The sequence below is a fragment of the Shewanella sp. BC20 genome (assembly GCF_003129585.1).
Classification (GTDB): Bacteria; Pseudomonadota; Gammaproteobacteria; order Enterobacterales; family Shewanellaceae; genus Shewanella; species Shewanella seohaensis.
On record NZ_NHRI01000010.1, the window covers coordinates 1 to 26,248 of the forward strand.

25 protein-coding genes are annotated in these 26,248 nt (G+C 50.0%); 12 read left to right on the forward strand and 13 right to left on the reverse strand.

Annotated features, from left to right (window positions below):
- From CBX96_RS11490 to hemC, 5 genes are all read right to left on the reverse strand, one after another.
- Positions 1 to 3,005: retention module-containing protein (locus CBX96_RS11490; protein ID WP_146194341.1), on the reverse strand; the 3,005-nt coding region annotated here is incomplete at its 3' end.
- Positions 3,006 to 3,405: 400 nt separating this feature from the next.
- Positions 3,406 to 4,572: a heme biosynthesis HemY N-terminal domain-containing protein gene (locus CBX96_RS11495; RefSeq protein ID WP_109286787.1), complete on the reverse strand. Its 1,167-nt coding sequence runs from the start codon at positions 4,570 to 4,572 to the stop codon at positions 3,406 to 3,408.
- Positions 4,569 to 5,810, reverse strand: coding sequence for a uroporphyrinogen-III C-methyltransferase (locus CBX96_RS11500; RefSeq protein WP_109286788.1), 1,242 nt, complete (start codon positions 5,808 to 5,810; stop codon positions 4,569 to 4,571). The genes CBX96_RS11495 and CBX96_RS11500 overlap by 4 nt, the downstream gene beginning before the upstream one ends.
- 60 nt (positions 5,811 to 5,870) lie before the next feature.
- Positions 5,871 to 6,611: a uroporphyrinogen-III synthase gene (locus tag CBX96_RS11505; RefSeq protein ID WP_109286789.1), complete on the reverse strand. Its 741-nt coding sequence runs from the start codon at positions 6,609 to 6,611 to the stop codon at positions 5,871 to 5,873.
- Between the two features lie 4 nt (positions 6,612 to 6,615).
- Positions 6,616 to 7,548, reverse strand: a complete 933-nt coding sequence (gene hemC / locus CBX96_RS11510) for a hydroxymethylbilane synthase (RefSeq protein ID WP_109286790.1) — start codon at positions 7,546 to 7,548, stop codon at positions 6,616 to 6,618.
- A gap of 202 nt (positions 7,549 to 7,750) precedes the next feature.
- Here hemC and CBX96_RS11515 point away from each other — a divergent pair, with 202 nt between their 5' ends.
- Positions 7,751 to 10,165, forward strand: coding sequence for a class I adenylate cyclase (locus CBX96_RS11515; protein WP_109286791.1), 2,415 nt, complete (start codon positions 7,751 to 7,753; stop codon positions 10,163 to 10,165).
- Between the two features lie 39 nt (positions 10,166 to 10,204).
- On the opposite strand, the gene cyaY is transcribed toward CBX96_RS11515, so the two are convergent.
- Entirely contained in the window at positions 10,205 to 10,534 is a 330-nt protein-coding gene (gene cyaY, locus CBX96_RS11520) for an iron donor protein CyaY (protein WP_011621196.1), read from the reverse strand.
- 67 nt (positions 10,535 to 10,601) lie between these two features.
- Between cyaY and CBX96_RS11525 the strand changes: the two genes are divergently transcribed.
- The 7 genes from CBX96_RS11525 (at position 10,602) to CBX96_RS11555 (ending at position 16,009) form a co-directional block, all read left to right on the forward strand.
- Entirely contained in the window at positions 10,602 to 10,796 is a 195-nt protein-coding gene (locus tag CBX96_RS11525) for a lipoprotein (protein WP_109286792.1), read from the forward strand.
- A gap of 42 nt (positions 10,797 to 10,838) precedes the next feature.
- Complete coding sequence (gene lysA, locus CBX96_RS11530) at positions 10,839 to 12,083, forward strand: diaminopimelate decarboxylase (RefSeq protein ID WP_109286793.1); 1,245 nt, start codon at positions 10,839 to 10,841, stop codon at positions 12,081 to 12,083.
- A gap of 70 nt (positions 12,084 to 12,153) precedes the next feature.
- Positions 12,154 to 12,981 carry a diaminopimelate epimerase gene (dapF, locus tag CBX96_RS11535; protein WP_086903861.1) on the forward strand — a complete coding sequence of 276 codons (828 nt, stop codon included), beginning with the start codon at positions 12,154 to 12,156 and terminating at the stop codon, positions 12,979 to 12,981.
- Complete coding sequence (locus CBX96_RS11540) at positions 12,978 to 13,613, forward strand: DUF484 family protein (RefSeq protein WP_109286794.1); 636 nt, start codon at positions 12,978 to 12,980, stop codon at positions 13,611 to 13,613. The genes dapF and CBX96_RS11540 overlap by 4 nt, the downstream gene beginning before the upstream one ends.
- A gap of 48 nt (positions 13,614 to 13,661) precedes the next feature.
- Positions 13,662 to 14,561 (forward strand): tyrosine recombinase XerC, encoded by a 900-nt coding sequence (gene xerC, locus CBX96_RS11545; RefSeq protein WP_011621200.1) that lies wholly within the window; start codon positions 13,662 to 13,664, stop codon positions 14,559 to 14,561.
- Entirely contained in the window at positions 14,561 to 15,283 is a 723-nt protein-coding gene (locus tag CBX96_RS11550) for an HAD-IA family hydrolase (protein ID WP_109286795.1), read from the forward strand. The genes xerC and CBX96_RS11550 overlap by 1 nt, the downstream gene beginning before the upstream one ends.
- A 147-nt stretch (positions 15,284 to 15,430) precedes the next feature.
- Entirely contained in the window at positions 15,431 to 16,009 is a 579-nt protein-coding gene (locus tag CBX96_RS11555) for a HupE/UreJ family protein (protein WP_011621202.1), read from the forward strand.
- A 4-nt stretch (positions 16,010 to 16,013) separates the two neighbouring features.
- Here the strand turns inward: CBX96_RS11555 and CBX96_RS11560 are convergent, their stop codons facing one another.
- From CBX96_RS11560 to prmA, 5 genes are all read right to left on the reverse strand, one after another.
- Positions 16,014 to 16,517 carry a helix-turn-helix domain-containing protein gene (locus CBX96_RS11560; protein WP_109286796.1) on the reverse strand — a complete coding sequence of 168 codons (504 nt, stop codon included), beginning with the start codon at positions 16,515 to 16,517 and terminating at the stop codon, positions 16,014 to 16,016.
- Between the two features lie 98 nt (positions 16,518 to 16,615).
- Entirely contained in the window at positions 16,616 to 17,362 is a 747-nt protein-coding gene (gene ric / locus CBX96_RS11565) for an iron-sulfur cluster repair di-iron protein (RefSeq protein ID WP_109286797.1), read from the reverse strand.
- Positions 17,363 to 17,614: 252 nt separating this feature from the next.
- Positions 17,615 to 17,920: a DNA-binding transcriptional regulator Fis gene (gene fis, locus CBX96_RS11570; RefSeq protein ID WP_006083371.1), complete on the reverse strand. Its 306-nt coding sequence runs from the start codon at positions 17,918 to 17,920 to the stop codon at positions 17,615 to 17,617.
- Positions 17,921 to 17,936: 16 nt separating this feature from the next.
- Positions 17,937 to 18,905 carry a tRNA dihydrouridine synthase DusB gene (gene dusB / locus CBX96_RS11575; protein WP_011621205.1) on the reverse strand — a complete coding sequence of 323 codons (969 nt, stop codon included), beginning with the start codon at positions 18,903 to 18,905 and terminating at the stop codon, positions 17,937 to 17,939.
- Between the two features lie 174 nt (positions 18,906 to 19,079).
- Positions 19,080 to 19,961, reverse strand: coding sequence for a 50S ribosomal protein L11 methyltransferase (gene prmA, locus CBX96_RS11580; RefSeq protein ID WP_109286798.1), 882 nt, complete (start codon positions 19,959 to 19,961; stop codon positions 19,080 to 19,082).
- A gap of 442 nt (positions 19,962 to 20,403) precedes the next feature.
- On the opposite strand from prmA, the gene CBX96_RS11585 reads away from it, so the two are divergent.
- The 4 genes from CBX96_RS11585 (at position 20,404) to CBX96_RS11600 (ending at position 24,807) form a co-directional block, all read left to right on the forward strand.
- Complete coding sequence (locus CBX96_RS11585) at positions 20,404 to 21,129, forward strand: fumarate reductase cytochrome b subunit (RefSeq protein ID WP_109286799.1); 726 nt, start codon at positions 20,404 to 20,406, stop codon at positions 21,127 to 21,129.
- A 206-nt stretch (positions 21,130 to 21,335) separates the two neighbouring features.
- A complete protein-coding gene (locus CBX96_RS11590) occupies positions 21,336 to 22,007 on the forward strand; it encodes a fumarate reductase cytochrome b subunit (protein ID WP_011621208.1) in 672 nt (223 codons plus the stop codon).
- A gap of 62 nt (positions 22,008 to 22,069) precedes the next feature.
- Positions 22,070 to 24,076 carry a fumarate reductase flavoprotein subunit gene (locus tag CBX96_RS11595; RefSeq protein ID WP_109286800.1) on the forward strand — a complete coding sequence of 669 codons (2,007 nt, stop codon included), beginning with the start codon at positions 22,070 to 22,072 and terminating at the stop codon, positions 24,074 to 24,076.
- Positions 24,076 to 24,807, forward strand: coding sequence for a fumarate reductase iron-sulfur subunit (locus CBX96_RS11600; protein WP_011070759.1), 732 nt, complete (start codon positions 24,076 to 24,078; stop codon positions 24,805 to 24,807). Before CBX96_RS11595 ends, CBX96_RS11600 begins: the two co-directional genes overlap by 1 nt.
- Before the next feature lie 63 nt (positions 24,808 to 24,870).
- Here the strand turns inward: CBX96_RS11600 and CBX96_RS11605 are convergent, their stop codons facing one another.
- Both CBX96_RS11605 and CBX96_RS11610 read right to left on the reverse strand, forming a co-directional pair.
- Entirely contained in the window at positions 24,871 to 25,155 is a 285-nt protein-coding gene (locus CBX96_RS11605) for a putative quinol monooxygenase (RefSeq protein WP_109286801.1), read from the reverse strand.
- Positions 25,152 to 26,174 (reverse strand): zinc-binding alcohol dehydrogenase family protein, encoded by a 1,023-nt coding sequence (locus CBX96_RS11610; protein WP_109286802.1) that lies wholly within the window; start codon positions 26,172 to 26,174, stop codon positions 25,152 to 25,154. The genes CBX96_RS11605 and CBX96_RS11610 overlap by 4 nt, the downstream gene beginning before the upstream one ends.
- Positions 26,175 to 26,248 lie beyond the last annotated feature (74 nt).

Below are 26,248 nucleotides of genomic sequence, written 5' to 3' on the forward strand. Positions count from 1 at the left end.
ACCCCGATAGTGACGGTGGCGGTGTTGGAGGAGGCACTGCCGTCGGTGATGGTGTACGTGAAGCTATCGCCCGCGGTGCTGTTCGCATTTGGCAGATAGTCCGTGGTGCCATCAGCCTTAATGAATAAGGTGCCGTTGGTCAGAGTGATCTGCATCCAGCCATCGCTACCCAAGTGGTCAGGGTCAGTACCGTTGGCACTGAAAGCGGCGCCATTGATGGTGGCGATGGTCAGCGTTGGGCTGTCGACATCACTGTCGACACCGTGGGTGGCGTCATTGTCAGTGATGATGTTCCCTGTCAGCAGAGTGTCTTCGGTGGCGGTGTAATTGTTGTCTTGCGCTACAGGCGCATCGTTAACCGCGTTCACCCCGATAGTGACGGTGGCGGTGTTGGAGGAGGCACTGCCGTCGGTGATGGTGTACGTGAAGCTATCGCCCGCGGTGCTGTTCGCATTTGGCAGATAGTCCGTGGTGCCATCAGCCTTAATGAATAAGGTGCCGTTGGTCAGAGTGATCTGCATCCAGCCATCGCTACCCAAGTGGTCAGGGTCAGTACCGTTGGCACTGAAAGCGGCGCCATTGATGGTGGCGATGGTCAGCGTTGGGCTGTCGACATCACTGTCGACACCGTGGGTGGCGTCATTGTCAGTGATGATGTTCCCTGTCAGCAGAGTGTCTTCGGTGGCGGTGTAATTGTTGTCTTGCGCTACAGGCGCATCGTTAACTGGCGTGACTTCAATCGTTAAAGTTGCGGTTGAGCCAGTGTTGGTGGTGTAGGTAATAACAGGAACTTGGCCGTTCCAGTTTGCATTGGGCGTGAAGGTGTAAGAACCATCGGCATTAATCAGTAATGAACCGCCTTCGAGCGTCACGGCGGTGCCTGCTGCAATGGTTTGTCCGTTAACCGAGTAGCTTACAACCGACAGTGTGTTGTCAATATCGCTATCGTTATCAAGCACATTGCCAGCAGCCACGGTATCTTCTGGCACGGTATTGCTATCGTTAGCTAATACAGAAGGGTCATCAACAGGGGTGACTTCAATCGTTAAAGTTGCGGTTGAGCCAGTGTTGGTGGTGTAGGTAATAACAGGAACTTGACCGTTCCAGTTTGCATTGGGCGTGAAGGTGTAAGAACCATCGGCATTAATCAGTAATGAACCGCCTTCGAGCGTCACGGCGGTGCCTGCTGCAATGGTTTGTCCGTTAACCGAGTAGCTTACAACCGACAGTGTGTTGTCAATATCGCTATCGTTATCAAGCACATTGCCAGCAGCCACGGTATCTTCTGGCACGGTATTGCTATCGTTAGCTAATACAGAAGGGTCATCAACAGGGGTGACTTCAATCGTTAAAGTTGCGGTTGAGCCAGTGTTGGTGGTGTAGGTAATAACAGGAACTTGACCGTTCCAGTTTGCATTGGGCGTGAAGGTGTAAGAACCATCGGCATTAATCAGTAATGAACCGCCTTCGAGCGTCACGGCGGTGCCTGCTGCAATGGTTTGTCCGTTAACCGAGTAGCTTACAACCGACAGTGTGTTGTCAATATCGCTGTCGTTATCGAGCACATTGCCAGCAGCCACGGTATCTTCTGGCACGGTATTGCTATCGTTAGCTAATGCAGAAGGGTCATCAACTGGGGTGACATTAATGGTTAAGGTTGCAGTTGAACCGGTATTGGTGGTGTAGGTAATAACAGGAACTTGGCCGTTCCAGTTTGCATTGGGCGTGAAGGAGTAAGAACCATCGGCATTAATCAGTAATGAACCGCCTTCGAGCGTCACGGCGGTGCCTGCTGCAATGGTTTGTCCGTTAACCGAGTAGCTTACAACCGACAGTGTGTTGTCAATATCGCTGTCGTTATCGAGCACATTGCCAGCAGCCACGGTATCTTCTGGCACGGTATTGCTATCGTTAGCTAATGCAGAAGGGTCATCAACTGGGGTGACATTAATGGTTAAGGTTGCAGTTGAACCGGTATTGGTGGTGTAGGTAATAACAGGAACTTGGCCGTTCCAATCTGCATTAGGGGTAAAGCTGTATGAGCCATCGGCATTGAGTACTAAGCTGCCACCTTCGAGAGCGACAGTTGTGCCTGCAGCAAAGGTGCTGCCCGATACTGTAAAGCTCACCACACTTAAGCTGGAATCGACATCGGTGTCGTTGTCGAGCACATTGCCTGTGGCGACGGTATCTTCAGCAACGGTATTAGTGTCGTTGGCTAATACCGATGGGTCATCAACTGGGGTGACATTAATGGTTAAGGTTGCAGTTGAACCGGTATTGGTGGTGTAGGTAATTACTGGAACTTGGCCGTTCCAGTTTTCATTCGGGGTAAAGGTGTAAGAGCCATCGGCATTGAGTATAAAGCTGCCACCTTCGAGCGCAACAACTGTGCCCGCCGCAAAGTCGGTTCCGTTGATATTAAATCCAACCACACTTAACACATTGTCGGCATCGCTGTCGTTATCGAGCACATTGCCAGAAGCAACAGTATCCTCATCGACCGTAATACTGTCGTTAACTAATACCGAAGGGGAGTCGGTTGCTACGGTTTGCTCTGGTGCGGCAGTTGTGGCTGCGGTGAACGTTTGTCCTGAGGTTGAATAACCAGATGTCGCTAAGGCTTCTGTGCCATCACGGGCTAAGGTGACATAGCCTGAGTTACCGTCACGGCCAGCTGGCGCATTACCAGCGGCGGTTTCTGGTAAGTTTTGGGTTGGATCCTCACCCGATGCAATGAGATCTTGTAATGCTTGGATTTCGTCTTGGGTTGCTTGGCCGCCGGCGTTGGGGGTGGCAGCAATGCTAGGCTCAACCTCATTGGATAACTTAGTACCATCATCAAAGGTGATTTCGTAGGTCGCATTTTCACCGATATGAAGCACAGCACCTTTGGGGAGTTGCTCGCCATCCTTAGCGGGTTGATTTGAACCATTAACCTCGACTTCGATCTGCCCTTTGACCAGTTTGAGCAAACCTTTCTTTGTTGTAATGATCGATCCCATAATAAGCTCCCAACACCTGATTGTGTTAATCCAAAGATGCACAAATCCAACAAATGTGTTGGATAGTGATACAAGTGATGAAATTTTAGCTTGGTACTAATAAGAAGTCAATTTTTTGACGCGACGCGATAACTTGCTATGACTGGGTTTTACGGAGAGTGGTGCGAAAAATTGGCGTTTAAATCTGCCTTAACTAGATGTGGTATCTTAAAGCAGAATAGACGCTGCATCTAGTACCTTTGTTTTATATATAGAAACATATTTATAACAAATTGATCTGTGTATAGAGATTAAAATTTTATGAATTCTGCTAAAACGGCGTGCAGGCAAGCTAAAACGGAAGTGATTGGTTAGATTTGAGGGGCCGCAACTCCGATAGGGGAGCTGCGGCTATAGCAAATTACAGGTTAACCGCCTGGCGATAACTTTGATTTGCGTTACCTTGTTCGCCGAGTTGTTCTTGAATACGGGCAAGCGATAACCAAGACGCTTGGCTTGGGGCGAGACGACACACATTCTGCCAGCAGGTTTTAGCTTCTTTCATATCGCGGGTTTGTTGATATAACAGCGCTAAGCACTTTTGGTAATCAGCATTATTCTCATGGGTGATTTCATGCTTGAGTAATTGCTTGCGGATCTCTTCGTCATGGGCGGTGACTATTTGTGGTATCACTTCTAACAGTGCCGACTCAGGCGAGCTACGTAGTTTTTTCGAGAGTAATTTAAGCGCTTGGTCTTTACGATTGAAGCGGCATAAGCCCATGGCGTAAATCGCTAAAAACTCAGACTGGTTACGTTCATCACGTGAAAGCCATTGCCAGCATTGCTCTAGGGCATTTTCCCCTTTAAGACTCGCTGCTTTTAACAGGGCGCAATGGGTTTCAACGCTGAGTGCATTTAGCTTGGCATCCTCTAAGATCTGCCGTTTCTTCAGTATTGGGAGCAACAGCTTAAGCGCCTCCCAATCTTCCTGCGCCCGGTACAACTCTAGGGCGAGTTTCAGCACAGGGGTTTTACTCTTGCTGGTTGGGGCTAACTTATCGAGTTCCGCTCTGGCTAAGGCGAGTTCCCCTTGCTTGAGCAAGTAACGTGTACGAGTAGTCGCTACCGCATTGGCCGTCATAGGCTGTGCTTCAGCGCGGGCAAGATATTGATCTCGCTCGGTGATTTTATTTTGATGTTGCGCAGCACGTGCTGCGGCAAACAAATTTAATGCTGGCAGTTCACCGTTGTCAGCCCCTTTAATCATGGCGCGTTCTGCCGCAGGCCAATCCTCTTCGGCAATGGCGAGTGCGCCGATTAGGGTGTGTTTCTTGGCGGAGCGGCGACGCCAATGCTGCGGGATAAAACGGCTGCGAAGCAGCAAATTAATCAGAGTGATCACTAGCCATTCCAACACTTGGAACAGGGCATAGAACACGATTAACATGATGATCCCAAAGACTAAACTGGTTTCAAGCTGGTAATCACCCGCGGCAATATACACATAGCCAGTATTGCCGACAATCCAAGGGCTGATACACAGGCCTATTAATATGATCCCAAGAAATATCAATGCCTTAATCATAGCTGTGGTTCCTCTGAAGAGGTGAGTTCACCATAGCTGGTTAACTGTAATAACAGCGGTTTAGCGGCAAAGGATTTCAGCGTAATAGGGTCAAGCTCCAATGTCGCCAGTTTGTCTATCTCGGCAATGGCTTCGCTGGTTGGGTGGGCTTGAACATCAAAATAGGTTTGGATCCACTGGCGCGCCATCATCAGTGATTGATGATAAGCCGCTCTATCATAGCGATAGAGTGCTAGTTGCGATTGCAGCAGCTTATGGCGAATATTCTCGACCAAATACCATTGTTGCTCCGGTGCGAGCAGGGCAGGCGCATCGGCGGTTCTGTGGCGAATGGTAACAAAATCTTGGGTTAACGCTTTCCAAGTTTTACTTAGGTTACTTTGCCAATCATTCAGATCGCCAGAAATGGTAGTATCTTCAGGGGCGCTTGCGTCAGCATCCGCGCGGCTGAGGGGCAACTTGTCGAGTTGGTCGATTAAGGCATCGAGAGCTAATACGCTGCCTTCAATATCCGCACTCTTAATGTTGGTGGTCGCGGCAATATCCTTGGCCAGCGCCTTACGGATTGGCAGTAAAGCAGGGTTATTCATTGCGGCAATGGTTTCGTCGGCTGACTTTAGTAAGTCGGTTGCCGTGCGTGGATCTTTTTCGAGCCAAAGCTTACGCCCCGCCATATTCACTAAGTATTCGGCTTCCGAGGCCATCCAGTGGGTTGGGCTACGTTGGGCCAGCTTATTTAACCTGTCTTGCAACTGATTTTGGTCCGAGGCGAGTTTGGCGAGCTCTTGGAAGGTTTTGGTATTTGACAGTTGTTGTTGCTCAAGCTGCGCAATGCGCTGATTCGGGGCGAGTAAGGCTTGTTGTAATTGATCCTGCAAGGCCTGATTTTTGTTGGTTTGCACTTGGATTTGCGTTTGAAGCTGTTGCTGCATTTGTTGATACAGCAAGTAGCCACCACCGAGGGTGCATGCAGTTAAACCTAATGCTAATAGTACACCGAAACGAATGGCCCAGGAGCTGCGATTCACTTGCACCACTTGGCGAGTCGCTTGGGTCGATTCGGGTTTGCTGGCTTGCGGCTTAGTGTCGGCAGGTTTGACGGCTTTATCTTCGAGCTGATTGACCTGCGGTTCAGACGCTTCGGTTTTTGCAGCAGCGTCATCGGTCTTGACCGATGGAGCGAGAACTGGGGTAGCCTGTGACTCTGGGCTTTGGGCGTCGTGCTTGTTGTTATCCATTTAACAGTCCTTAAAATCATGCTACTGCCGAAATTCGAGTAAAATCGGGCTAAATAGCGCTTAGAGTTTAAGGGCGTTTAGCACGGCTTTGCTGTTGGCGGCATTGGCATTGGTGACTTGGGTTATACCAAAGGCATGAGCTTGAGCTTCTACTCGGTTACTGGGGACTATGATATGACATGAGCGCAGCCATGCAAATAACTCTTTTGGCACTAGATTAATCAGATTATCCAGTACTTCACCACTCGTTATGACGATAGTATCTATCCCAAAGTCTCGCCATTGTTGGCTAACCGCGGCACCATCGAGCGGCGGGCAAGCGCGTTGATAGACTTCCCAATAGCGCACCTTCGCGCCTCTAGCACTCAGTTGCTCGGCGAGGGCTTCACGGCCACCGACGCCACGAATGATAGTGATATGTTTACCTTGGATATGTTGCAGTGCTGGCAGGGTCAGCAAGCCTTCCGTTTGCTGGCAATCGTCCGGTGCTTCGAGAGCCTCAATTCCCTTTTCTTGCAGCGCTTCCCAAGTCGCATGACCCACGGCGAAATAAGGCACGCTTGGCCAGTCTTTAACTTGGGCAGTATCGACTTTTAACGCAGCATCAGCAAAGCTCACCGCATTGGCGCTGATACAGATAACCATATCGACATCGGCTAGGGGATGTGAAGTGTCAGGTGGCCGCGGAGGCGTTGCCTCAACACAGAGGAGCGGGGTAACGCAGTGGTCGATACCCTTTTCAGTTAAGGCATCGACCATGGACTGATTGCGCCCCTCGGGGCGCGTCAGTAAGACTTTCATCGTCTTAGGCTTTTGCGTAAACAGCGTCGAGGATGCTTTTGGCGCCTTTGCTGAGTAGTTCTTCAGCCAGGGCCACACCGAGCTGCGTCGCTTCGGTCTTTGGACCTGTGATCACACCTTCGATGATTTCGCTACCATCGGGGTTACCAACGAGGCCGCGCAGCGTCATTTCATCACCGTGGATTTCGGCAAAGGCACCAATAGGTACTTGGCAGCCGCCTTCGAGGCGAGTATTCATGGCGCGCTCGGCGATCACGCGGTAGCGAGTCTCTAAGTGCTCTAAAGGTGCTAAGAGTGCTTTTACGCGTTCATCGTTAGTGCGGCACTCGATACCGACAGCACCTTGACCGTTGGCGGGTAAGGATTCTTCCGCAGAGATAAAGCTGGCGATACGCTCAGACAATTTCAGGCGGATTAAACCAGCAGCAGCAAGAATAATCGCATCGTATTCGCCGTTATCGAGTTTCGCGAGGCGAGTACCGACGTTGCCACGCAGATCTTTGATAATCAGATCTGGACGTGAGGCGCGCAGCTGACACTGACGACGTAGGCTTGAGGTGCCGACTGTGGCGCCAAGTGGCAACTCACTGATTGACTTATAAAGGTTAGACACAAAGGCGTCGCGCGGATCTTCGCGCTCACAAATCACTTCCAGTCCTAAGCCTTCGGGGAAATCCACTGGCACGTCTTTCATCGAGTGCACAGCGATATCGGCTTGGTCTTCCAACATGGCGACTTCGAGTTCTTTTACGAATAGGCCCTTACCACCAACCTTAGCTAATGGGGTGTCTAAGATAACATCGCCCTTAGTGCTCATTGGCAATAGCTCCACCACGATACCTGGGTGAACGCGTTCTAATTCTGCTTTAACAAATTCTGCTTGCCACATGGCCAGCGGACTCTTGCGGGTAGCGATACGTATGCGGTTTTCAGACATGCCTAGTTTCCATCCGAGATCTTAGTTGCGCCAATGCTAACATTGGCTATTCGTGAATGTAAGGAAGGCATATCGATTCTTTGAAGTCGGCGGCGTTCTAAATTGGCTAAAAGTGTGACGAACTTCTCATTTGGTTGCTCAACTTTGCAAAAGTGTTAACATGAGCACACTTCTTACTCGTGCTTAAGTGTCGTGTTCTTGGATGGATCAGCAAGGTCAATTTCCTGATATTGCAGAAAGACTTAATCAAGTTCGTATCGCACGAGCTTTAGCCTTGTTGTCGCCGCTTCAAAAGCATTTGTTCCGTTTGATCCCCTTTCTTATTCAGCAGAATAGCGTCCAGTATCCCGGCTTTGTCGATGCCGACACGCCGTGTGGGATCCAAGGTTATCGTCCTGATTCACTTGAGGCGCAGGCCTGTGATGTATTTAAGCTCCCCTTTATTGCCAATGAGGTTGAAAATCCAGTCTTTGAAGGCGTTTATGCCATGGGCAGCACGGCCAGTTTTGGCCAGAATGCCAAGAGTGATGTGGATGTATGGCTAGTGCACCATGCACAGCTGTGTGATGAGGACTTAGCCTTAATCAAATTAAAAGCCGAGCGTTTAACCGCTTGGTTTGCCGAATATCAATTTGAGGTGAATTTTTACTTAGTTCACCCGTTGCAATTTTCTGGCGATAAATCGCAGCGTTCCGGTTGCCAATCGTCGATGGCCCATGAGCACAGCGGCAGTACGCAACATTGGTTATTGCTTGAGGAGTTTTACCGCAGCCAAATTCGGTTAGCGGGTAAAACCATCGCATGGTGGCCCGATGCCAAGCTTAATCCTGAGCTGTTGTACCTAGGTAATGTGCACGAGCTACCGGCGAGTGAGTACTTTGGGGCGTCGCTGTGGCAGCTCTATAAAGGCCTCAATAAACCCCATAAGGCGTTGATAAAAGTACTGCTACTGGAAGCCTATGCGAGTGAATATCCCCATTCGCAGCTGTTGTGCGACAGGTTGTGGCAAAAGACCTTAGCGGGGGATTTTTCCACCTCTAACGATGCTTATTACGCAATTTATGAGGTCATCGAAGCCTATCTATTAAAGCAGAATGATAATCGTCGACTCGAGATTGTGCGCCGCTGTTTTTATCTCAAATGTGGTGTGTATTTGAGCGTCGCGGACCAAGGCAAAGACTGGCGCTACGCCAAAATGCAAAAACTCGTGCAAGAATGGCAGTGGCCCGACAGCTTGATTTCGACCTTAGATGACTGTGAGCATTGGCACAGCGGACAATTGAACTGGTTCAATGAACAGCTTAACGAGTTACTGCTGGCGAGTTACCAAACGCTGCTGCGCTTCGCCTCGACCCATGAGTTGAATGAGGGACTCAGGATTGAAGAGTTAGGGATGCTCACCCGCAAGCTGCACACTTACTTCAGCCAAGATGAAGATCAAATTGCTAAGTTAAATCTGCTTTGGAGTCGCTCGGTCGCCGAATCTGAAGTGACCATGGTGTCTAGCACTAAGGAAAACCAATATTACCTTTATCGCCAGGGGCCAAAACCGCAAAATCTGTTGGGCGAATCGGCGATATGTAAGGGGAAAACTCCCTCGGCATTGATGATCTGGGCCTGCTTGAACGGCGTGTCGACGCCAGAAACCAAATGGTATGAGTTTGGCCAGAGTAAGGTTAAGTCTCGGCGCCTAACCGAGGCGGCGCGGCGGCTATTGAACTTTATCGACCACGACTGGCGGGTGTCGAAACTCGACCTATGCCAGCCCTGGCATTTTAGAAAGCTGATTTTTGTTCTTAATCTCGACTGCGACCCTACCGTCCACTGGAATGGGCAAGAGATGATGGTCGATGTGATGAATGCCAACGTGTTTTCATTAGGCCGTAAGAAGGAAAATATGCTCGGCGCTCTCGATGCCATCTGCCTCAATAGTTGGGGAGAGTGGCAATGCCACCGTTTTGAGGGCGAAACCGCAGTATTGCAGGCGCTATCGTTTGTCACGCCGGGATTAAGGCGAGCGACCCATCCGGTGGATATGGATGTGATTAGCTGCTCACAAAAACTCAGGCCTCAGCTTAAGTTAGCGGTGAAAAACCTGCTGAAACAAACCGTGCGCCTATGTCAGCAGGTGCAACAATCGAGCACTTTAGTGCAGCCGCTGCAAATCAGTCATACCCGTTATGGGATATTCTTTAACCCATTGGGGATGGCGTATCAGGACTTGAGCGATGCCAAATCCTTCTATCAGCAGTTGTCACGCAGTCATTTGGTGCAATTGCCTCGGCCCGAGTTGGGCGATGATCCCTTTTCGAGTATGCCGAAAATTATTCAGAACTTTGCGGCTAAGGGAGCGATTCAATATTTCCTGCGCCAGCGGCCCGAAAGTTTGGATGTGTTTATTCTCGATGAAGATAATCAGCTCAGCCATTATGTGCAGCCGGGCTCGAATATGATGGAATTGGTGAACAAAGTGAGTCATCACTATGTGTTTGATGAGTATTATGCTTCGAAGGCGAGGTTTAATATTCCGCAGTTTTTCCATCTAGTGCGGGTCGCGGGCGAGTTGACTGTCATGCCCTTTGGGGTCGATATCAATAACGCAAACGTGGAGTTTTAAGCGGGAATCGCTCCCGCTTGTTAAAGCTGCACGCGCTTATTAGAAGCTCAGTGCGATACCGCTCTGGCGAAGGATTGAGTCCTGTACAAAGGGCATAAACTCGCCACCATTACGGCCATCAATCCATTTACCATCAACAAAACCAAAGTGATAGCCACCGAAACGGGTCGCAACCCAAATCTCATGCAAAGGCTCTTGTTTGTTGATGACAATTTTCGAACCATCGACAAATTCCAGCTGTAACACGTTACCGCTGGCATCAATATCGACATCGGCGTCTTGTTCATCAATTGCGGTTTCGATAGCGGTCTCTATCGCTTGGAACATGTCATCGGCGAGCTGGTGAAATTCTGTATCTGTCATGGCCATGCATTTCTGTCCTTTGCTTTCGTCAAGATGGGTGCGATTATAAGGCTATTAGTCACCAGATGCACAGATGTTGAGAAAAATGAGACTGTTTTTATTGTTATTGCTTGGTAGCCTATTCATTACAGCATGCGGTCAAAAAGGCCCCCTGTATAAATCCTCTCCCGCAGAGGTGAGTCAGCCTACAGAAATTAAGGCGCCGAAGAGTGAAGCACCCCCTGCCGACCCGGCGGAGCCTCAAGCTGAAACTGAAAAAACACAATAATAATCAGCATAATTACAACAAAGCGCAGTAAGGAACCGGACATTGGATCACTTTCTCTACCAAGACAATACCCTGTACGCCGAAGGCTGTCGGGTCAATGATTTAGCCCAGCAGTATGGCACGCCACTGTATATCTATTCCCGTGCGACGCTCGAACGTCACTGGCATGCGTTTAACAATGCGGTGGCCGACCATCCACATTTAGTGTGTTACGCGGTGAAAGCCAACTCGAACTTAGCCGTGCTAAACGTCTTGGCTCGTTTAGGCAGTGGTTTTGATATTGTCTCGGGCGGTGAGTTAGCGCGGGTGATTGAAGCCGGTGGCGACCCGGCCAAAGTGGTGTTTTCGGGCGTGGGTAAAACCGTTGCCGAAATGGAGCAGGCACTTAACCTCGGTATTTATTGCTTTAATGTCGAATCGAGCGCCGAGCTTGAACAGTTAAATCAGGTTGCAGGCCGCTTGGGTAAAGTTGCCCCCGTGTCACTGCGGGTGAATCCCGATGTCGATGCTGGTACGCATCCATATATTTCGACGGGTCTTAAAGAGAACAAATTTGGTATCGCCATGGATGAGGCCGAAGTCGTATTCGCCCGTGCCCATGCGCTGCCACATTTGCAGGTAAAAGGGGTCGATTGCCACATTGGTTCACAACTGACCGAGATCCAACCTTTCCTCGATGCGATGGACAGAATGTTAGCCCTTATCGACCGTCTGGCGGATCAAGGCATTGTGATTGAACACTTCGATGTGGGTGGTGGTCTAGGGGTGACCTATGATGATGAAACTCCGCCGCACCCTGATGTTTACGCCGCCGCGCTGCTCGCACGTTTAGGCGATCGCAAGCTCAAGTTAATTTTCGAGCCGGGTCGTGCCATTGCCGCTAACGCGGGCATTTTCGTCACTCAGGTGCTGTACCTTAAAGAAAACAGCGATAAGCGTTTTGCGATTGTCGACGGCGCGATGAACGACTTAATTCGCCCCGCACTCTATAGCGCTTGGCAAAATATCATTCCGGTAAATCCAAGAGATGAACAAGCGCAAGTATTTGATATCGTAGGGCCAGTGTGCGAAACCGGTGACTTTTTAGGTAAAGACAGACAACTTGCGATTGCGGCAGGTGATTTACTGGTTGTGCGCTCAAGCGGTGCCTACGGTTTTGCCATGGCCTCTAACTATAACACTCGTCCCCGTGCGGCCGAGGTGATGGTCGATGGTGACAAGGCTTATCTGGTGCGTGAGCGAGAAAAATTAGCGCAGCTCTGGCAAGGTGAGCAACTCCTGCCGTAAACTAGAAAATTATATTGATTCAGGCGCTTGGCTAGTTAATGGCGGCGCCTAGGCTTAAAGGATAAGTATCTTGATCCAATTCACTAAGATGCACGGACTGGGCAACGATTTTATGGTGGTCGATGGTGTCACGCAGAACGTGTTCTTTTCGCCTGAGCAGATCCGCCGTTTAGCCGACCGTAACTTTGGTGTCGGTTTCGATCAACTTTTACTGGTTGAGCCGCCCTATGATCCCGATTTGGATTTTCACTATCGTATCTTTAATGCCGACGGTGGTGAGGTCGAAAACTGCGGCAATGGCGCCCGTTGTTTTGCGCGCTTTGTTCGTAATAAAGGGCTGACGAATAAGAATAAAATTCGTGTAAGTACCTCTGCGGGTAAGATGACTCTACGCCTCGAACGTGACGGTACTGTCACTGTGAATATGGGCGTGCCTGTGCTCGACCCTAGCCAAATTCCTTTCAAAGCCAAGAAGGCCGAAAAAACCTATCTGCTGCAAACGTCGCAACAAACCTTTTTATGTGGTGCGGCGTCCATGGGCAATCCCCACTGTGTGCTCGATGTGGAAGATGTTGCTAACGCGAATGTCGCCGAGGTTGGTGCACTGCTCACTAAGCATGAGCGTTTTCCGCGCGGAGTAAACGTCGGCTTTATGCAGGTGGTGAACTCGGGCCATATCAAGCTTAGAGTTTACGAGCGTGGTGCGGCCGAGACTTTAGCCTGTGGTACTGGGGCTTGTGCTGCTGTGGTGGTAGGACAAATCCAAGGCAAGCTCGATCAACAGGTACGTGTCGACTTGCCGGGAGGCACCTTAACCATCAATTGGGAAGGTGAAGGCAAACCCCTATGGATGACGGGGCCAGCGCAGCACGTTTACGATGGACAAATTCAGTTATGACCGAGCCTTTGATGCCGCAGACCGATCTTCCCTTCGATGAGTTGATTATTCGCGAGTACCTACTCGATAACCCGGGCTTTTTTAATCGTTATCCCGAGCTGTTACTTGCGATGCGTTTACCCCATTCGGAGCGCGGCGCGATTTCCTTGGTCGAGCGTCGTCAAGAGTTACTGCGCCAACGGGTTGGGCAACTCGAAGAAGAAATCACCAGTCTGCTGGCGATGGCGGCGCGCAATGAAAAGATATTCCTCTTTAATACCGAGCTGTCTTTTAAGTTACTTAATTGCGTTAATTTAGAAGCCCTTAAAGAAGTGCTGGCCGATAGTTTAAAGACGCAGTTTAATTTTACCCATGTGCGTCTGATCAGCGTGTTAGATGCCGATGTGGAGATGCAAGCGATTTGGGCTCAGCGTCTGCGCAAGGATTACTACTTTGGTCGGTTAACCCAGCAGGAAGCGAAACGCCTGTTTGGTAGCGAAGTGGGTTCTGTCGCGTTAGTAAAGTTAGCCGATGAGATCCCGATGATTTTTGCCGTTGCTAGCCAAGATGCGGCGCATTTCCATCCCGATATGGACAATATGTTGCTCGAACAATTGCGCCGATTACTCGCACATATGCTGGCCAAACTTTAAGGTGCATGGTTCGCCTTACCTCAATTGCGTAATGATGAGGAGATGGAGATGACCCCGCAGTGTCAGTCCTATTTGCAGCAGTTTGAAACCTATATGCAGTCTGAGCGCCAGTTGTCGGCGCATACGGTTCGCAATTATATGTATGAATTGCAGCGGGGAAGCGAGTTACTGCCCGAGGGCGTTGATCTGCTCAATGTGGGTCGTGAGCATTGGCAACAGGTGCTTGCTAAGCTGCATCGCAAGGGCTTGAGCCCGCGCTCGCTATCATTGTGGTTGTCGGCCATCAAACAGTGGGGAGAGTTTTTATTACGCTCAGGCGTGATTGAACTTAATCCAGCCAAGGGGCTGAGCGCGCCCAAACAAGCCAAACCGTTACCGAAGAATATCGACGTTGATTCTATCTCGCATCTGCTTGCGATTGAGGGCAATGATCCGCTGACCCTGCGCGATAAAGCCATTATGGAGCTGTTCTATTCCAGTGGATTGCGCTTGGCTGAACTGGCGGCGCTGGATTTATCCAGTGTGCAATACGACCAGCATGAAGTGCGCGTTTTGGGCAAAGGCAACAAAGAGCGCATCGTCCCCGTTGGGCGTTATGCAATAGAGGCCATCAGTGCTTGGCTTAAGTGCCGCAAACAAATTTCCTGTGAAGATAATGCATTGTTTGTCACGGAGAAGGGCAAGCGTTTGTCCCATCGCAGTATTCAGGCGCGCATGAGCAAATGGGGTCAGGAGCAGGCGCTTTCTATGCGGGTGCATCCCCATAAGTTACGCCATTCCTTTGCGACGCACATGCTGGAATCCAGTGCCGATTTGCGGGCGGTGCAGGAATTATTGGGTCACGAAAACCTGTCGACCACGCAAATTTATACCAGTTTAGATTTCCAACACTTAGCTAAGGTGTATGATAACGCCCATCCTAGAGCGAAAAAACAACAGGATAAATAATGCGTTGTTATCTTAGACCCCAGAATATTCGTGCGATCAGCTTCGATCTCGACGATACCTTATACGATAACGAGCCTCACATTCTGAATGCTGAAGCCGAGCTAACACAGTTTTTGCATCAGGCTTTTCCGCTGACTCAGGCTTGGCAGCCGCAGCAATGGCGACTGCTCAAGTTACAGTTGCTGCAGCAAAATCCCGCCCTAGCCCATGACACCTCGGCGGCGCGAATTGCGACTCTGTATAAAGGTCTTTCGCTGCTCGGTTATAGCGAGTCGGAGGCAGAACGGGGCGCGCAGGAAGGTTTGGATTGTTTTTATTTCCATCGCAGCCATTTTCAGGTTTCAGACGAAGTCTTGGCGCTGCTCACGCGCTTATCGGCCCATTTTCGGTTGATTGGTATCACCAATGGCAATGTGGACGCACAGCGTATTGGCTTGAGTGAGGTGTTCGAGTTTGTGCTGCATCCTGGTAGTGGTGTGCGGATGAAACCAGCTAAAGATATGTTTTCACAGGCCTGTGAAAGGCTGGATATCGGTTTAGACGAACTGCTGCACGTTGGCGATAGTATGAATGCCGATGTTCGCGGTGCGCGCTTAGCGGGCTGCCAGTCGGTCTGGCTCAACCCGAGTTTTGGTCGCGTGGCGTCGCTGCCGATAGCAGCCCTATTACCCCATATGGAAATTGCGACCCTCGATGCTCTGCTGGAGATCTTGCTGCCTTAATTTGGTTTAAGGAAAGTTGAGCTAAGTTATCCGCTGAATTAAGCGATAGCTTAAGGTGATAAGGATCAAAGATTGCTTCACGGCTTTGCCGTAGAGTGTTCGATATCTTTCACTCGGTTGTTACGCCATCACTGTCAAGGAACTGCTATGGTGCGTTTAAGTCTGTTGCTCCTCTTGAGTCTATCGTTTATTGCCCCTGCGTCGGCGCACGAAATCCACTCCGGTGGTGGTTTTATGGCGGGCTTTAATCATCCCGTTTTAGGCTTTGACCATCTCCTTGCCATGTTGAGTGTGGGCATGCTCAGTACGCAATTGGGCGGCCGCGCCATTTGGACTGTGCCCTTAGCCTTTGTGTGCTTTATGTTGGTCGGTGGCATTTTAGGCCTGTATGCGATTCCGGTGCCCTTTGTCGAAATTGGCATTGCGCTATCTGTCTTATTGCTTGGGCTGGCGATAGCTTTTGACCGCCAACTTCCGCTGTTATTTGCCATGGCCTTTGTGGGCGTGTTTGCGATTTTCCACGGCCATGCCCATGGGATGGAAATGCCCGAACTCGCCAGTCCCATACTCTATGCTTTCGGTTTCTTGTTTGGCACTGCGGTCATTCATCTTGGTGGGGTCATGTTAGGATTAGGCATGCAGCGCGTGACGGGCCAGCGCAGCTTAATGCGGGTATCGGGCGTAGCGATTGCCGCTATGGGTGGATATTTACTCGCAGGCTTTTAATGGCTTAACGCGCCTTGAGTTGCTTAGTGCAATGATGGGCGCGGCGCAGCATTTGCGTGACTTGTCTTCGGCTGGCGTGCATGTCGGCATCCCCAACGCGAAAATAAGTCCCAGTATAAGGATCTGTGCCGATAAACACGGGCTTTAGGTGTTCTGGCGCGAGTGGCACGCGAATCCTTATCAGCTTTTTATTCATAATTTCAATTAGCTGCACATCAGAAATCGCTAGGATATTATGGCTGGTGCGGCTTGGATCATCGAGGATTTCCCAAAACTCCTGTAACACGGGCAGGGGATTCGGAATGCCTTCAATGGTGAAATGCCCATGTTCTTCACGTACCCCGAGGATAATTTCGCCACCTAAGGTGTTAGCGAAGGAGCTATAGGTCGCCCAAATATCTTCGGGGAGCTGACCTTGACCATCGCGTCCCCGCGCGAGTTTGAACTCCACTTGGGCGGACTCATGCAGTGAACCAATATCATCGAGTGCGAATGTTGGGTATGTCATGGCGGCGGCTCCTTGCGTAGCACACCACTTTTTGTAACACGCCAAAATAACAAAGGCCAGCAGTTGTGCTGGCCTTTGTTGTGAATCAGCAGTCTGTACTAGGCGAGTTGTAGCGCCTTAGGGAAGAGAATGTTGTTCTCTAAATGGATGTGTCGGTGCAAGTCTGCCTCAAACTCGACCAGAGTCGCGTAACAAACGCGCCATGTAGTGCAGGCGTATTCCGGCGGCGTAAAGTCATTGGTTAACTCGTGTAGCTTTTGCAAAATTTGCCCAGCTTCTTCGTGCTCGTATTGCATCGCATTGATGGGGTTGCCTATATGGCCGAAGCAACCTTGCACTTGTTCACCTTGGCTCATGGCGCGGATCGCGGGGAAGAGGATATTCTCTTCCTTCATCAAATGCGGCATTAAGTCTTCAATTAAGGCGCGCACCCAGCCAGCGAAAGGAATGATCTCGGCATAATGCTCACCATGGGCGCGTACCATTTTCTCTGAATATTCGAGCAATAACGGCGCCTTAGCGCGAACATATTGATGGTGTGTGCGCTCGATATAATCGATCAACTGGTCGAGTGGCAATTGATTGAGTTCATCTTCTTTGGCTCCCGAGTGGGAAACGGCCTCCAATGCGGCGACGACTTGCTCAGGATTGGCCTCTGCTCGCTCGCAGGCATTGGCGAGTGCTCGACCACCCCCGCAGCAGAAATCGATACCAAATTGGCTAAATACGTGGGCGCGGCGAAAATCCTCTGCGACCAATTCCCCCACTTTGCGTTCAAGCCATGGGGTGATTGAGGCTGACTGTACTTCAACTGGGTTTTCGGATGAGAGATGGGCAGATAACATAGCAACACTCCAAAGCGAGAATAATTTTACATGCATAATATTTGCAGCTTTATGTTCGAGCAATAAAACCTGACTAAATTAGTCGGGCATATCACATTTCATGCAGTGAAATATCTCTAAGGGAGTAGCAAAGTTGCCTTAAGGTCAGCGCGGTTCTATTACTTTGCTGTGGCGGGGAATTGTCGCTAATAAAGCAAAAAGGCGAGTCATTGCTGACTCGCCTTTTTAATACAACAGCTTAATCCTTGCGGATTAGTTCATGCCGTATTTCTTTAATTTTTTACGCAGAGTACCACGGTTGATACCTAGCATGTTTGCTGCGCGGGTTTGGTTGCCGCGAGTGTGTTGCATGATGATGTCAAGCAGAGGTGCTTCAACTTCACTTAGCACCATTTCATACACTTCTTGTGCTTCCTGACCGTCCAACTGTGCGAAGAAGTTAGTTACGGCACGCTTAACAGCGTCACGTAATAACTGGGGCTTGATAGTGCCGTTTGCGGTTTCGATTTTGCCAACGGTAAGCTGGTGAACTTCTGTGTTAGTTGTCTGATCAAACATTCTATTCTGCTCTTTATTAATTCTGTACTAATTCATCAAAATAATATTCCACCAGGGAATACTGTTCTGCAGCGGTTTCCAGCTGATTAAAGTCAGCCCGGAACTGGCGCTGATCCTCTTGGTCTAGGTACCATCCAATATGCTTTCTGGCGAAGCGGATACCCTTATATTCACCATACAAATCATAAAGTTTGGTGAGGTGTTCCAGCATCACTTGACGCTGTTCAGCCACCTCAATGGGCGCTAGCTTATTACCCGTATCCAAGTAGTGCTGGATTTCTCTGAAAATCCAAGGCCGTCCTTGAGCACCCCGTCCTATCATCAGAGCATCGACACCGGTATAGTCCAGCACGAAGCGGGCTTTCTCCGGACTGTCGATATCCCCATTCGCGACAACAGGAATCGAGACATTCTGTTTAATTGCTTTGATGGTGTCGTACTCGGCGTCGCCTCTGTACATGCATTGTCTCGTGCGGCCGTGAACGGCGAGCGAGGCGATACCACAATCCTCAGCAATCTGGGCGATTTGAACACCGTTCCTGTGTTCAGGCTCCCAGCCTGTGCGAATCTTTAACGTGACAGGCACCTCTACTGCAGCGACCACGGCTTGTAAAATTTCTTTCACTAAGGGTGGATTTTGCATTAGGGCAGAACCTGCCAGCTTTTTATTCACTTTTTTTGCCGGGCATCCCATATTGATATCAATGATGTGGGCACCTTGTTCAACGTTGAACTGGGCGGCCTGCGCCATTAACTCTGGATCTGCACCTGCAATTTGCACTGAGCGAATACCTTCCTCGCCGGAATGCGTCATACGCTGGCGGCTCTTATCTGTATCCCAAACTTCAGGATTCGATGAAAGCATCTCGGAAACCGCTAAGGCTGCACCATAACGAAGACAGAGATTACGGAAAGCTTGATCGGTGACACCTGCCATTGGTGCCACGATCAGCTGATTCTTCAGTTGATAGGGTCCAATCTGCATTTACTGTTTCACCTTAGCTCTTCAAAGGGGCGCTATAGTAGCCCTTTTTATTGGCCGTGAAAAGGTCAATAAATGACCTAGGAGCAATTTTTTTTCTTGACTTTTTAGCCTTGAGAAGTCATCGACAAAATAAGCCTAAGCCAGTGGTGGCGCATGTTGCGCCACCCTTTAGCGTTATTTGCGCTTACCTGTCAAGCGGCTCCAATCTTCTTTGTGAGCCGCTTCGTCCATGTCGAACCATTGGCTATAGAAGTCAGAGATTTCTTGCGCTTGCTCTTTAAGCAGTCCTGAGAGGGCTAATTTACCGCCAGATTTGACGCGCTCGGCGATAAGGGGGGCAAGTTCACGCAGTGGGCCTGCGAGAATATTGGCAACTAACACATTGGCCTTAAGATCGGCGGGTTGATCTTCTGGCAGATAAAGTGCCAATTGGTCGGCAACATCGTTACGCTCGGCATTGGCTTTAGAGGCTTCGATGGCTTGATAGTCGATATCGATACCTGTGACCTTTTTTGCGCCCAGTTTCAGCGCCGCCACGGCGAGAATGCCTGAGCCGCAGCCAAAGTCGATCACTTCTTCATTGCTGAGATCTAAGCTATCTAACCACTCTAAACACAGTGCTGTCGTTGGGTGAGTGCCTGTGCCGAAGGCCAGGCCCGGATCTAAGATCACGTTCACTGCGCTCGGGTCAGGGACTTCACGCCAGCTTGGGCAAATCCATAGGCGTTTACCGAATTGGATTGGGTGGTAGTTATCCATCCACTCACGAACCCAGTCTTTATCTTCAATTTGCTCGATTTTGTGGCTGAAATGCTCACCTAAAAACGGCAAGGTTTTTAGCATCTCGATAGTCGGTGCGAGATCTGTGTCTGCCTCGAATAGGGCAACCACAACGGTATCTTGCCACAGAGGGGTTTCGCCCAGTTTAGGCTCAAAAATTGGGGTGTCTTTACCATCTTCAAAGGTAATAGAAACGGCGCCTTCTTCCATAAGTAAGTCGCTGATGGTTTCAGCATCGTCACTGTTAGTGTTAATGCGAAGTTGGATCCAAGGCATGGGTAAAATCCTGTGGCTAGGTTTAAAAAATATCGCGCTATTGTATACCCAAACTGCGCTAATTTGCAGAATTCGATGGCAATTAAACGTTAGTGATGGTGAGGAGGTGGATTGAGGGATTCGTGCTAAGAATCTAGGGTGTTTTGGGTAGTAAACGAGGTTTATTTCAGCATTGACAAGGAGTTAGCTTGTCAGCTGTTGGTTGTACGTAAAATCGAACCGCTCGTTTCGATTTTTAATATAAAGCCATGAAATATAATGGTTAATTGGTTTTACCTTTGTTTTGTTTTTACGACTTTTTTGTGATCCTCTTCTAAGAGTTGACGCTTATCCCGTGAGTTGCCTCACGCTTTAAATCTGTGACACTCAGCCGCGTTTTTTGTTGCTGCTATGGTGTAGTTTGCAAAGAGGCGTCAACAAACCATTAAAGGGTAAAAGCAAGATGACAAGCGTAACGCGCGTTCACACTAGCGTGAAAACACAGGGGATAGGTCACCCTTGGTCGGCTAAGGCCGATAGATTACAGAGCGCGACTGGTATTATGCTGGGCTGCTTTCTGTTGTTACATATGCATTTCGAGTCGAGCATTCTGCTGGGTAAAGAGGCCTTTTACCATGTGGTGCAGTTGCTCGAAGGCGGTATGTTTAGCAGTACGGGCCATGGCTTTCCGATTGTCACTAAAGTCTTCTCAGTGTTTATGCTGCTGGTGGTGATTTTACATGCAGCCGTTGCTCTTAGGCGGTTTCCGGCGCAGCTTGGGCAGTGGCGAGCGTTGCGATCACATTTAGGTGGCATTAAACATCGCGATACCCATGCTTGGTTTTGGCAATTAATCACGGGTTTTATTTTGTTTTTCCTAGTGCCTGTCCACCTCTTTACCATGATCTTAAATCCTGAAATTGGTCCACATTTATCGGCCGAGCGTGTCTATCACGATAATGCTTGGTTGCTCTACGCCCTGTTGCTGCCCGCAGTCGTCATCCACGCCATGATTGGTTTATACCGAGTGGCGGTTAAGTGGGGCATCACGACCCTGCGCTCCGGCTTACGTAAGCTTGCTAAGGTATTGATTATCTACTTGTTGTGCTTAGGTTGCGCGAGCTTAGTCTCCTATATGTTTATCGGTAGTGAGCTAAGTGTGCCGGTGCAGCCTTACGTGCCCCATTGATTGAAATCCAATTCTGCTGCGTTTATCCCTGATGGATTTGGGCGCAGCAGGATTTTGTTTCGCTGCTAATATTTAAGCATTCGATTAATTATTCGCCTCCTAGTTGATCTAACTCAGGTTTTTTGATGGATTTGTGAGCGATATTAATTTTCGAGGACAACTTATCAAGCAGGGCTCTTAGGAGCCTGCGGCGCGAGGCGAAAGTAATGGCAATCAAACTAAGTATAAAAAAATGGAGTGCGTGGCTGGATTTAAGCCAGAGTTTGTCGGGTGTCATTCTGGCGGTGTTTTTGTGGACCCACTTAGTGCTGGTGTCATCCATTTTATTGGGTGGCGATGCCATGAACTGGGTGGCTCGCACTATGGAGCTGAGTTTTCTCTCCAGTGACGGCCATGGCTATCCCTGGGTGGTGACTTGTATTGCTGTGGGGATCGCCGCCCTAGCATTGGTGCATGTGATTGTGGCACTGCAAAAGTTACCCATGAGTTTGCGCCAGCAAAGAGCGCTAAAACAACAGATGCAAGTGATCAATCACAGTGATACTCGCCTCTGGCGTTGGCAGGCCATTACGGGTGTGGTGATCCTGTTATTGCTGCCAGTGCATCTGTGGCTTATCGGCTCGGCGCCAGAAACCATAGGCCCGCAGGGCAGTGCAGAGCGGATTTGGAACCAAGGCGTGTGGATGGTGTATCTGCCGCTATTGCTGACGGTGGAGTTACATGCAGCCATCGGAATTTACCGCGTAGCACTGAAGTGGGGCGCGGCGCGGGATCTCAATAGTCGCAGCCGTTTACGTAAGATTAAAACCATTGTGAGTATCGCGTTTGTCACTGTAGGGATTGCCTCCTTATTGGCATTTTTACCCCACGCGAGTTAAGCGAATATAACAAAAGAGTGTTGTCCTAAAACAATAACAGCAGTACCCGTTAAGGAGCTGGCGTGAAACTGATTTATACCGATTCATTAGTGGTTGGTGCCGGATTGGCTGGCCTGAGGGTGGCCATTGCCTCTAAAGAGCGCGGGTTAGATACCTTGGTGCTATCACTTATCCCCGCTAAACGTTCTCACTCTGCGGCGGCGCAGGGCGGAATGCAGGCAAGCCTTGGTAATGCAGTCAAAGGCATGGGCGATGATGAAGACGTGCACTTTCAAGATACGGTGAAAGGATCGGACTGGGGCTGCGATCAAGAAGTCGCCAGAATGTTTGCCCATTGTGCGCCTAAGGCGGTGCGTGAATTAGCAAACTGGGGTGTGCCTTGGACACGTGTAACCGCAGGCCCGAGGGACGTCATTGTTAACGCACAAAAAGTCACCTTGCAGGAAGCCGAAGAAGCCCACGGTCTGATCAATGCCCGTGACTTTGGTGGCACCAAAAAGTGGCGCACCTGCTACACCGCCGACGGTACCGGCCACTCCTTACTCTATGCCATGGATAACAAAGCGATTTCGATGGATATTCCTGTCCACGAACGCGTCGAAGCGCTGGCGATTATCCACGACGGTCAACGTTGCCACGGGGTAATTGCCCGCTGTTTAATCACGGGCGAGTTGCGTGCCTATGTCGCGAAATCGACCACTATCGCCACCGGTGGCTATGGCCGCATTTATGAAGTCTCAACCAACGCGATTATCTGCGAGGGTATAGGTCAGGCGCTGGCGCTCGAAACGGGCGTTGCGACCCTTGGCAACATGGAAGCAGTACAGTTCCACCCAACGGCGATTGTGCCCGTGGGGATTTTAACCACAGAAGGTTGCCGTGGTGATGGTGGCTTGCTGCGGGATAAAGACGGTTATCGTTTTATGCCTGACTATGAGCCAGAGAAGAAGGAGCTGGCGTCGCGGGACGTGGTGTCTCGCCGTATGACTGAACATATGCGTAAAGGGAAGGGCGTCGATAGTCCCTATGGCCCACATTTATGGCTCGATATCACCCTGCTTGGGCGCAAGCATATCGAAACCAACCTGCGTGAAGTGCAGGAGATTTGCGAGAATTTCCTCGGGATTGACCCTGCGAAGGATTGGATCCCCGTTCGTCCAACTCAGCACTATTCCATGGGCGGGATCCGCACTAAGGCAACGGGCGAGAGTCCGCAGCTTAAGGGCTTATTCAGCGTCGGCGAAGCGGCCTGCTGGGATATGCATGGCTTTAACCGCTTGGGCGGTAACTCGCTCGCAGAAACTGTGGTGGGCGGCATGATTATCGGCAAATATGTGGCTGATTTTTGTGAGAATAATAGCCTTGAAATCGACACTCAGCTTGCCGAAAAATTTATGCGGCAGGTGCAGACTGAAATCGACACCTTAGTCGATGGCGAAGGCCATGAAAGTCCCTTTGAACTTAAACGCGAAATGCAGCAGATTATGATGGATTACGTGGGGATTTTCCGTAACGGCCCAGAGCTTGATAAAGCGGTGACTGAGCTAAAGGCGCTGCTTGAACGGTCACGTAAGCTCGGAGTTAAGTGTAAGAAACGCCACGCTAACCCAGAGCTGGTAGAAGCGCTAAGGGTGAAGCGGATGCTCAAGGTGGCGTTGACTGTGGCCTGCGGCGCTGCAGCACGTACCGAGAGCCGTGGTGCCCACGCCCGTGAGGATTATCCGCAGCGTAATGACAGAGACTGGCTCAACCGTACTCTCGCCAGTTGGCCCGATGCCGAGGCGTTGGCCCCCGTTTTAAGCTACGAGCCGTTGGATGTGATGAAGATGGAGCTGCCGCCGGGATACCGGGGTTATGGTATCGATAATGCCATCGCACACCCGGATACAGCCAAACGCGAGCAACAAATTGCCGAGATTTTGGCAGGGCTGGGTGACGATGCCGATCGTTATCAACGCCAAGCGGCGCTGATGCCATTCGAGCTGCCGCCGAGCTTACAAGCTAAAAATGAACGTTTAAGCGATACCTTACAAAGACCATCAGCCAATGTGCTAGGAGAAAAATCATAATGAGCCAAGGTCGCCAGTTAACCTTTAATATTTTTCGTTATGATCCGCAGGAGCCAAACGATAAGCCGAAGATGGTGCGTTATCAGCTCACCGAAACGCCGGGCATGACGGTATTTATTGCTCTCAATAAGCTCAGAGAAGAGCAAGATACGTCGTTGCAGTTTGACTTTGTCTGTCGGGCGGGGATTTGCGGTAGTTGTGCCATGGTGATCAATGGTTTCCCAACCTTAGCTTGCCGCACCTTAACCGCCAAATATCCCAAGGGAGAAATCACCCTGATGCCATTACCTGGCTTTGAATTGATTGGTGATTTATCGGTTAACACGGGTAAGTTTATGCGTGAACTCGCCGAGCGCTTGAAGCTGTGGTTACACCCCAAAGCGAATGATATCAGTATCCATCGCCTCGAAGAGCCTATGGCGCCAGAGGAAGCGGCGCGGCTCTATGAATTAGAGCGCTGCGTCGAGTGTGGTGTTTGTGTGTCTGCCTGTGCCACTAAACAAATGCGTGAGACCTTTGTTGGGGCCGTAGGCATGATGAAAATCGCCCGTTTTGAACTCGATAGCCGCGATGCGCGCACGGCTGAAGATTTTTACCATGTGATTGGCAATCAGGATGGCGTGTTTGGTTGTATGACCTTGCTCGGCTGCCAAGACAACTGTCCGAAGGATTTGCCCCATATGCAGCAGATAGCCTATCTGCGCCGCAAAATGGCGATGACCTTAGTTTAATTTCTGTTAGCTGTTTGATTCAAAAAGCAAAGCGCCTGATTAGGCGCTTTTTACTTGGTGAGGTTAGCAGGCATAGGCCTTGTTAATGCTCGCCTTGTCCATGATAGCGTTTGAGCTAGTCACAAAGTCGTTAAAGTGCGGGCTTGCCATATGCGCATCCAAGGCTGCTTGGGATTGCCACACCTCATACATCCAAAACTGATCGGCATCCTCTATGGATTGGTGCAACGTATATTCTAAGCAACCGACCTCGGTCAGGGTTGCTTTAACCAGTTGCTTAAGGACGTGAGACAAGGCTTTGCCTTGGCCAGAACGAGCTTGAATTTGTGCAAAAACTGTCACTTTCATTGGCTAAATCCTTCGAGCACGATTTTACCTATGGCCTTACCCGACTCTATTTGTGCATGCGCTTTAAGTAAGTTTTGCGTATTAATGGCGCCATAGTGCTCACCAAAGGTACTTTGAACTGTGCCTGTATCAATCAGCTCGGCGATACGATTGAGCAGATGATGCTGGGCAATCATGTCTTCGGTTTGAAAGAGGCTGCGGGTAAACATGAGCTCCCAATGTAGTGACAGGCTTTTAAGTTTAAACTTCATCACGTCCAGTGGGCCGACGGGATCGTCAATGAGCGCCAGCTTACCTTGGGGTCTGAGGACTTTTACGATTTCGTCAAAGTGCTTATCGGTTTGGGTTAGGCTAATCACATGGGTGACATCGGCAATATCCCACTTCGCCAGTTCCTGCGAGAGTGGCTGTTGGTGATTGATAACCTGATCCGCGCCTAACTTTTTCACCCAAGCGGCAGATTCGGGGCGTGATGCTGTGCCAATTACCTCGGCGCCAGTTAGCTTGACCGCCAGTTGGGTGATGATAGATCCTACACCTCCAGCGGCACCGATAATCAAAATTCGCGCATTCGTGGCCGAGCCATCCTGAGGTAAGCCTAAGCGATCAAACAATAGCTCCCAAGCCGTAATACTGGTTAGGGGCAGGGCGGCAGCCTGGGCATTGTTTAAGGTTTGCGGTTTATGGCCCACAATGCGCTCATCGACTAACTGATATTCGGCATAACTGCCGCTGCGGCTAATATCGCCGGCATACCAGACTTCATCGCCCACCTTAAACAGGCTCACCTTGTCCCCCACGGCTTTAACGACTCCGACCGCATCCCAACCGAGGATTTTATATTCCCCTGCTGGAGCTGAGCTTGATGCGCGGATTTTGGTATCGACGGGATTAACGGATATGGCTTTTACCTCAACTAACAGGTCAAAACCTTGCGGTGTAGGTTCGGGTAAGCTGATGTTTTGTAATGCATTGGGTGCATCGACGGCTCCCGCGGTTTGATAACCTATGGCTTTCATCTTGATTCCTCGCTTGCGGCTGGTGTCTGTACTTGTCAATGGCAACTATTGTGTGGAATATTAAAGCCTAGATA

Bases quoted from the DNA above. Each gene is read 5' to 3' on its own strand.
- CBX96_RS11495 (WP_109286787.1), bottom strand. From the start codon at position 4,572: ATGATTAAGGCATTGATATTTCTTGGGATCATATTAATAGGCCTGTGT.
- CBX96_RS11500 (WP_109286788.1), bottom strand. From the start codon at position 5,810: ATGGATAACAACAAGCACGACGCCCAAAGCCCAGAGTCACAGGCTACC.
- CBX96_RS11505 (WP_109286789.1), bottom strand. From the start codon at position 6,611: ATGAAAGTCTTACTGACGCGCCCCGAGGGGCGCAATCAGTCCATGGTC.
- hemC (WP_109286790.1), bottom strand. From the start codon at position 7,548: ATGTCTGAAAACCGCATACGTATCGCTACCCGCAAGAGTCCGCTGGCC.
- CBX96_RS11515 (WP_109286791.1), top strand. From the start codon at position 7,751: ATGGATCAGCAAGGTCAATTTCCTGATATTGCAGAAAGACTTAATCAA.
- cyaY (WP_011621196.1), bottom strand. From the start codon at position 10,534: ATGGCCATGACAGATACAGAATTTCACCAGCTCGCCGATGACATGTTC.
- CBX96_RS11525 (WP_109286792.1), top strand. From the start codon at position 10,602: ATGTTGAGAAAAATGAGACTGTTTTTATTGTTATTGCTTGGTAGCCTA.
- CBX96_RS11540 (WP_109286794.1), top strand. From the start codon at position 12,978: ATGACCGAGCCTTTGATGCCGCAGACCGATCTTCCCTTCGATGAGTTG.
- xerC (WP_011621200.1), top strand. From the start codon at position 13,662: ATGACCCCGCAGTGTCAGTCCTATTTGCAGCAGTTTGAAACCTATATG.
- CBX96_RS11550 (WP_109286795.1), top strand. From the start codon at position 14,561: ATGCGTTGTTATCTTAGACCCCAGAATATTCGTGCGATCAGCTTCGAT.
- CBX96_RS11555 (WP_011621202.1), top strand. From the start codon at position 15,431: ATGGTGCGTTTAAGTCTGTTGCTCCTCTTGAGTCTATCGTTTATTGCC.
- CBX96_RS11560 (WP_109286796.1), bottom strand. From the start codon at position 16,517: ATGACATACCCAACATTCGCACTCGATGATATTGGTTCACTGCATGAG.
- ric (WP_109286797.1), bottom strand. From the start codon at position 17,362: ATGTTATCTGCCCATCTCTCATCCGAAAACCCAGTTGAAGTACAGTCA.
- fis (WP_006083371.1), bottom strand. From the start codon at position 17,920: ATGTTTGATCAGACAACTAACACAGAAGTTCACCAGCTTACCGTTGGC.
- dusB (WP_011621205.1), bottom strand. From the start codon at position 18,905: ATGCAGATTGGACCCTATCAACTGAAGAATCAGCTGATCGTGGCACCA.
- prmA (WP_109286798.1), bottom strand. From the start codon at position 19,961: ATGCCTTGGATCCAACTTCGCATTAACACTAACAGTGACGATGCTGAA.
- CBX96_RS11585 (WP_109286799.1), top strand. From the start codon at position 20,404: ATGACAAGCGTAACGCGCGTTCACACTAGCGTGAAAACACAGGGGATA.
- CBX96_RS11590 (WP_011621208.1), top strand. From the start codon at position 21,336: ATGGCAATCAAACTAAGTATAAAAAAATGGAGTGCGTGGCTGGATTTA.
- CBX96_RS11600 (WP_011070759.1), top strand. From the start codon at position 24,076: ATGAGCCAAGGTCGCCAGTTAACCTTTAATATTTTTCGTTATGATCCG.
- CBX96_RS11605 (WP_109286801.1), bottom strand. From the start codon at position 25,155: ATGAAAGTGACAGTTTTTGCACAAATTCAAGCTCGTTCTGGCCAAGGC.
- CBX96_RS11610 (WP_109286802.1), bottom strand. From the start codon at position 26,174: ATGAAAGCCATAGGTTATCAAACCGCGGGAGCCGTCGATGCACCCAAT.